This is a genomic window from Mycobacterium sp., from assembly GCF_049278535.1.
Taxonomy (GTDB): domain Bacteria; phylum Actinomycetota; class Actinomycetes; order Mycobacteriales; family Mycobacteriaceae; genus Mycobacterium.
In genome coordinates this window covers 1-6907 of sequence record NZ_JBAPMI010000228.1, presented here as the reverse complement: position 1 = coordinate 6907, position 6907 = coordinate 1, and the positions used below count along the sequence as shown (strand labels likewise).

Genomic DNA, 6907 nt, shown 5'->3' with positions numbered 1-6907 from the left:
CGCTAGCGGCTAGGGCCGCTAGCGGTTAGAACTTGTGCGGGACGTCGTTGACCAGTCCGCCGTCCATCACGAACTCGGCGCCGGTGGCATACGAGGATTCATCGCTGGCCAAAAACACCACAAAGGTGGCGACCTCTTCGGAGACGCCGGGGCGGCCGAGCGGAACCGTGACCATGTCGTCCGGGAAGTGTTTGGTCATCGGGGTCCGGATGAAACCCGGGTGGATGGAGTTCACCCGGATGTTCTGCGACGCCAACTCCAGGGCGGCGGATTTGGTCAGGCCGCGTACCGCCCACTTGGAGGCGACGTACGGGTGCACCATCACGGCGCCGCGCAGACCTTCGATCGAGGACACATTGATGATGGAGCCGCCGCCGGCGGCCTTCATCGGCTCGACCGCGGCCTGGATGCCGTGGAACGTGCCGGTCAGATTGACGTCGATGACCTTGTTCCACTTGTCCACGTTGAACTGGCCGAGCTGACCCAGCGCGACGATGCCGGCGTTGTTGACTAACACGTTGAGCTTGCCGAAATCGTTGACGGCGGTCGACACCGCAGCGTCCCACTCGGTGGGTTGGGTGACATCGAGGTGGACATAGCGCACGGCCTCGCCGAGCTCGTCGGCAAGCTTCTTGCCGTCATCGTCGAGAATGTCGCCGACCACGACCTTGGCGCCCTCGGCGACCAGGGCCCGCGCGTGCGCAGCTCCCATCCCCCGAGCGCCGCCGCTGATCAGTGCAACTTTTCCGTCCACGCGTCCCATGCCGAGTCACGCTACCGCAGCCCAGAAACGGAATTAGAACTTGTTCCACCGTGAGGCTCTGGGCCACGGATTGCGAAACAATCACACGATGAACGTCGCGACCTCGTTACTCACCGCGTGCAGCGGATTTCTGCTCGCCGTGCTGTGGATGGACCTCATGTTCGACGCACAGGTCCTCGCGGACCGGAATGTCGACGGTGAGCTGCCCGAATCCGCGTTGGCTTCGATCACGGGCTACTACCGGCGGGCGGTCACCGGATCTCGGCCGATGAGCCGGCTCATCCCGGTCGTCATGCTCGTGTTGCTCGTCGCGCTGGGTTTTCGCGCTATCCGAGGGCACGACCCGAGCTGGATACTGGCCGCGTCGGGTCTGCTCGCGGGCGCGCCGATTCTGCTGGCACTGACCCATACGGTTCCCAATGCGGTTCGGCTCGGAAGCCGTTCGGGCGGTGTTGCCGAACAAACCGCCCTGGCCAGGTCCATCTGGCGCGATCATCTGGTGTGCGCGGGCTGCGTGCTGGCTTTTCTGCTGCTGTGGGTGGCCCATAGCGAGATGGTCTGACCAACCCGGGTGGTCACAACACGACAATTCCGTACTAAACTAGAACACGTTCCAGTTCGCCTACGCCGCTGTAAGCACCCAGGTAAGGATCACTCATGCACACTCCCATCTGCGACGAACTCGGGATCGAGTTCCCGATCTTCGCGTTCACACACTGCCGCGATGTCGTCGTCGCGGTGAGCAAGGCCGGTGGTTTCGGCGTGCTGGGAGCGGTCGGCTTCACGCCCGAGCAGCTCGAGATCGAGCTGAAGTGGATCGACGAGAACATCGGCGACCACCCCTACGGCGTCGACATCGTGATCCCCAACAAATACGAGGGCATGGACTCGCACCTGTCCGCCGAGGACCTTGCCGAGACACTGCGCAAGATGGTGCCCCAGGAGCACCTGGATTTCGGAAAGAAGATCCTCGCCGACCACGGCGTGCCTATCGAAGACAGCGACGGCGACAGCCTGCAGTTGCTCGGGTGGACCGAGGCGACCGCCACGCCCCAGGTCGAGGTGGCCCTCAAACACCCGAAAGTGAAGATGATCGCCAACGCGCTCGGCACCCCGCCGGCGGACATGATCAAGCACATCCACGACGCCGGACTCAAAGTAGCCGCATTGTGCGGCTCCCCCTCGCAGGCGCGTAAGCACGCCGACGCCGGGGTCGACATCATCATTGCCCAGGGCGGCGAGGCCGGCGGGCACTGCGGCGAGGTGGGCTCAATTGTGCTGTGGCCGCAGGTCGTCAAGGAGGTGGACCCGGTCCCGGTCCTCGGCGCGGGTGGCATCGGCAGCGGCCAGCAGATCGCCGCGGCCTTGGCGCTGGGCTGCCAGGGCGCGTGGACCGGATCGCAATGGTTGATGGTCGAAGAGTCCTCGAACACACCGGTTCAACAGCAGGCCTACGTCAAGGCCGGCAGCCGCGACACCGTGCGCAGCCGCTCGTTCACCGGCAAGCCGGCCCGGATGTTGCGCAACGACTGGACCGAAGCGTGGGAGGCGCCGGATAACCCGAAGCCGCTCGGAATGCCGTTGCAGTACATGGTTTCCGGTATGGCAGTACGGGCCACCAACAGATTCCCCAACGAATCTGTTGACGTGGCGTTCAACCCGGTCGGTCAGGTCGTCGGGCAGTTCTCCAAGGTGGAGAAGACCTCGACCGTCATCGAGCGCTGGGTCCAGGAGTACCTGGAGGCGACGAACCGGCTCGACGAGCTGAACGCCGCGGCCGCCGTCTGAGCCCGTTCGGATCAGTCGGCCTCGTCGGCTGGCCGGCCGGTGAAGACCTCTTTGGTTCGCTCGACGGCGTAGGTCGCGATGTCCAGCGAGCTGTGCACGATGTCGCCGGTGCCGCCGGCGATGTCACCTTTGATGATGTGGCCGGCGTCTTCGACGATGTCGGCCGAACGCTCGACGGCGTTGGTCACGATGTCCCTGGCGGCGTCGATCGCGTCTTTCGGTTTGAAAGCCATGGCAGTCTCCTGTTTTCGTATCGTCAGCCGGTCTGGCCGGTGTCCGACGGGAAGCCTCCGCCAGTACCGTTCGGGAACCCGCCACCGGTCAATTGTCCGATCTGCCAACCGCGTTGGGTGCACATCATCGGAAGGCCATCGGGCGACTGGGCCGATGATCCGCGCGGGTCATCGCACTTAGCCCCGACCTGCTGAACTCCGTGAAGCGGATAGGTGATCACCCAAAATCCCGACTGTGCGGCCGGGAACTGGTTGGTGATGAAGTGGCAGGCTTCCGCCTGCCCATTCGGGCCACGCCCGAAGATGAACCGCTCGTAGTTGTCGCAGGGCGCACCCAACGACGCGTCGTAGTTCATGCCCGGCACATCGCCGTCGTAGTGCCCTGGGTCGGCGACAGCAGCCGGGGCCAAGCCGACAGCTGCACCGGTAATCGCTGAGGCGATGAGCAGTTTGTGAATCATGACCCACCTTCGATGTTGCGTAACCAGAGCCATCCCCCGAGCTCGATGACCTCGGGGCAAGCATAGTCAGTGCCGGCCGCGCCACAAGGCGGTTTCGCGCGGTGCATGCGCAGCGCAGTCAGCGGTCGACATGACGGTAAGTGCAGATCAGGACGCCGGTAGCGGTCGTGGTAGCCGACACCAGCTCGAGCGCGCGGGCCGAGCCGTCGTCGGGGAACAACCGCTTACCGCCGCCCAGCAGGATCGGCTCGATCATCAGCCGGTATTCATCGACCAGCCCGTCCGCGATCAGTTGCGCGGCCAACGAGGCACTGCCCATGACTTGGAGCGCCTCGCCGTCGCGTGCCCGCAGTTCGCGAACCGCCCCGATGGCGTCGTCGGCCGGCAGCAGAGTCGAGCCTGACCAGGTGAGGTCGTGCTGGCTCAGCGTCCGCGAAGCCACGTACTTTCCTATCTCGTTCATCCGGTCAGCGAAGGGGTCGCCCGCTCGTTCGGGCCAGGCGGCGGCCATCGCCTGCCAGGTACGACGGCCGAACAGCAGTGCCTCGGTGGCGGCCATGAGGTCGCCGACCGCAGGGCCCATGGTGTCCGGGTCGAAGTACGGCATCGACCATCCGCCGTGGCGGAATCCGCCGTCGATGTCCTCCTCCGGCCCACCGGGCGCCTGCACCACACCATCGAGGCTGATGAAATCGCTGACAACGATGCGCATGACCGATCCCTTTCGTAGTTGCTTTCGCGTGGCATTGGATCCAGACCGCCGATGGAGACGAAACTCATCGCAGCCCAGTGCGAGAACACGTTCCAATCCATCCCCGCCAATCCGTCGAGAAGCCGTTCCATCTCCGCTGTCGCGGTGCTTTACTGAGCCAGAACGTCTCATATCCAAGCCGTTTTCATAGGAGTGCCACTGATGCCGACTCCGAATCTTCCCGCCGGATTCGATTTCACTGATCCCGACGTGCACGCCGAGCGGCTGCCGGTTGAAGAACTGGCCGAGCTGCGACGAACGGCGCCGATCTGGTGGAACGAGCAGCCGATCGGGGCAGGCGGGTTCGACGACGGCGGTTTCTGGGTGGTGTCCAAACACAAGGACGTCAAGGAGATTTCGCTGCGCAGCGATGTCTTCTCCAGCCTGGAGAAGACGGCGCTACCGCGCTACAAAGACGGGACGGTCGGCGAGCAGATCGAACGGGGCAAGTTCGTCCTGCTCAACATGGACGCGCCACAGCACACTCATCTGCGCAAGATCATCTCCCGCGGCTTCACGCCCCGGGCGGTCGAGCGTCTTCGCGACGACCTGCGTGACCGGGCCCGGCAGATCGTCGAAAATGCGGCCGCCCAAGGATCTGGCGACTTCGTCGAACAGGTGTCGTGCGAGCTTCCGCTGCAGGCCATCGCCGGGCTGCTGGGCGTGCCGCAAGAAGACCGGATGAAGCTGTTCCACTGGTCCAACCAAATGGTCGGCGACCAGGACCCCGAATTCGAAACCAACGACTCCATCACGGCATCGGTCGACTTGATCATGTACGCCATGCAGATGGCCGCCGATCGGGCCGCAAACCCCGGCCCCGACATCGTCACCACGCTGATCGAAGCCGATGTCGACGGGCACAAGCTCTCCGACGACGAGTTCGGGTTCTTCGTCATCCTGCTCGCGGTCGCCGGCAACGAGACGACTCGCAACTCGATCACCCAGGGCATGATTGCCTTCACCGATTTTCCTGATCAGTGGGAGCTCTACAAGAAGGAGCGCCCCGCCACCGCCGCTGACGAGATCGTTCGATGGGCTACCCCGGTTACGTCGTTTCAGCGGACCGCGCTCGAGGACTACGAGCTGTCCGGGGTGCAGATCAAGAAGGGCCAGCGCGTCGTAATGGTCTATCGCTCAGCCAATTTCGACGAAGAGGTGTTCGAAGATCCATTCGCCTTCAATATTCTGCGCGACCCCAACCCGCACGTGGGCTTCGGCGGCACCGGCGCACACTACTGCATCGGGGCCAACTTGGCGCGAATGACGATCGACCTGATGTTCAACGCGATCGCCGACGCCATGCCGAACCTGGAGTCGGTCGGCACACCCGAACGGCTGCGCTCAGGCTGGCTCAACGGGATCAAACACTGGCAGGTCGACTACCACAGCGATGCCTCAGCGAAATGCCCTGTCGCGCATTAGGCTACGGCCATGCCGTCACATAAAGCAGTTCACGTAAAGTCTGCGGGCGCCGCGCTGGAACTCGCCGACGTCGAAACGACGTCGCCGGGACGTGGTGAGGTGCGCATCAGCGTCGGAGCCTGCGGCATCTGCGGCACCGACGCTCACTTTGTCGCCGGGGCCTTCCCCGGTCTGTCCTGGCCACTGACCCTGGGCCATGAAATCGCCGGCACGATCGCCGAAGTCGGCCCCGGCGTCGACGAATTCGCGGTCGGCGACCGCGTCGCCGTCGGCTGGTTCGGTGGCAACTGCAACCACTGCGCACAGTGCCGCAAGGGCCAGTTCATCACCTGTTTGAACTGCAAGGTGCCGAGCTGGCACTACCCAGGTGGCTACGCCGAATCGGTGACGGTGCCGGCCACCGCCCTGGCCCGGATACCCGCGGAACTCTCCGATGCGGAGGCCGCTCCGATGGGCTGCGCGGGCGTGACGACCTACAACGCGCTGCGTCACACCAAGGCACTGCCAGGGGACCGGGTGGCAATTCTTGGTGTCGGCGGCCTCGGTCACCTCGGGATCCAGTTCTCCCGCGCAATGGCTTTCGAGACCATCGCGATCAACCGTGGTACCGCCAAAAAAGACGACGCGCTCAAGCTGGGTGCTCACCACTACATCGACGCCACCGACGGCGACGTCTCCGAAGCACTGAATGGTCTTGGCGGGGTCGCTGTCGTGCTGGGTGCCGCCGGAGCCTCGAAAGCCATGGCCGCGACGGTTGGCGGATTACAACCCCAGGGTGAACTCATCACCATCGGGGTGACTCCAGAGCCGCTGCCGATCAGCCCGATGCAATTGATCACGCCCGGGCTCAGCATCGTTGGCCACGCGTCCGGCACCGCCAGCGAGATCGAAGACACAATGCATTTCGCGGTGCAGACCGGGGTGCGGGCCTGGATCGAGGAGCTGCCGCTGGCGCAAGCCGCCGAAGGTTATGCGGCGCTTGAACAAGGCCGCGCACACTACCGCACCGTTTTGACGGTTTGACGCCACAAGATAGCGCCGTGTGGAGCCTGGACGGCTCCGACGGTGAGCTGCTCATCCGCACCGGTGTCGCCGGTCCCGCCGCGGCGATGGGACATCGGCTGACGCTTGCGATGCGGCATTGGCGGGCGACAACGCGCTGGGATGCCGACGAGCCGGTGAGCGCGGAGTTGACCGTCGAGGCCGGGTCGCTGGAGGTCGTTCGCGGTGAGGGTGGCGTCACTCCGCTGTCCGCACCCGAGAAGATCTTGGTGCGCAACAACGCGCTGCGTTCGCTCGACGCCAAGCGATTTCCGCGAGTTATATTTTCTGCCAACACTATTGAGCAGACCGAGCACGGCTATCGGCTAGTCGGGATCTTGACCATTCACGGCAATGACCGACCGCAGACGGTGGACGTGCGCACCGAAGACTTGGAGGACAGATGGTCGCTGTCCAGTGAGACCACGGTCGGGCAATCGGACTT

General features: G+C 64.3%; 9 protein-coding genes. 5 read left to right on the top strand and 4 right to left on the bottom strand.

The window, feature by feature from the left end; genetic code table 11:
* Positions 1-25: 25 nt before the first annotated feature.
* A complete protein-coding gene (locus WAO18_RS15670) occupies positions 26-763 on the bottom strand; it encodes a glucose 1-dehydrogenase (RefSeq protein ID WP_422207175.1) in 738 nt (245 codons plus the stop codon).
* An 88-nt stretch (positions 764-851) separates the two neighbouring features.
* Between WAO18_RS15670 and WAO18_RS15665 the strand changes: the two genes are divergently transcribed.
* Together WAO18_RS15665 and WAO18_RS15660 are read left to right on the top strand one after the other, a co-directional pair.
* A complete protein-coding gene (locus WAO18_RS15665) occupies positions 852-1325 on the top strand; it encodes a hypothetical protein (protein WP_422207174.1) in 474 nt (157 codons plus the stop codon).
* Positions 1326-1420: 95 nt separating this feature from the next.
* Positions 1421-2551: a nitronate monooxygenase gene (locus WAO18_RS15660; RefSeq protein WP_422207173.1), complete on the top strand. Its 1131-nt coding sequence runs from the start codon at positions 1421-1423 to the stop codon at positions 2549-2551.
* An 11-nt stretch (positions 2552-2562) separates the two neighbouring features.
* Here the strand turns inward: WAO18_RS15660 and WAO18_RS15655 are convergent, their stop codons facing one another.
* The 3 genes from WAO18_RS15655 to WAO18_RS15645 form a co-directional block, all read right to left on the bottom strand.
* Entirely contained in the window at positions 2563-2784 is a 222-nt protein-coding gene (locus WAO18_RS15655; RefSeq protein ID WP_422207172.1) for a hypothetical protein, read from the bottom strand.
* 23 nt (positions 2785-2807) lie between these two features.
* A complete protein-coding gene (locus WAO18_RS15650) occupies positions 2808-3245 on the bottom strand; it encodes a hypothetical protein (RefSeq protein ID WP_422207171.1) in 438 nt (145 codons plus the stop codon).
* A 118-nt stretch (positions 3246-3363) separates the two neighbouring features.
* Positions 3364-3957 (bottom strand): dihydrofolate reductase family protein, encoded by a 594-nt coding sequence (locus tag WAO18_RS15645; protein WP_422207170.1) that lies wholly within the window; start codon positions 3955-3957, stop codon positions 3364-3366.
* A gap of 201 nt (positions 3958-4158) precedes the next feature.
* On the opposite strand from WAO18_RS15645, the gene WAO18_RS15640 reads away from it, so the two are divergent.
* From WAO18_RS15640 to WAO18_RS15630, 3 genes are all read left to right on the top strand, one after another.
* A complete protein-coding gene (locus WAO18_RS15640) occupies positions 4159-5421 on the top strand; it encodes a cytochrome P450 (protein ID WP_422207169.1) in 1263 nt (420 codons plus the stop codon).
* Positions 5422-5430: 9 nt separating this feature from the next.
* Positions 5431-6444 carry an alcohol dehydrogenase catalytic domain-containing protein gene (locus tag WAO18_RS15635; RefSeq protein ID WP_422207168.1) on the top strand — a complete coding sequence of 338 codons (1014 nt, stop codon included), beginning with the start codon at positions 5431-5433 and terminating at the stop codon, positions 6442-6444.
* A 17-nt stretch (positions 6445-6461) separates the two neighbouring features.
* Positions 6462-6907 (top strand): YceI family protein (locus tag WAO18_RS15630; RefSeq protein ID WP_422207167.1); only part of this gene is annotated, 446 nt, incomplete at its 3' end.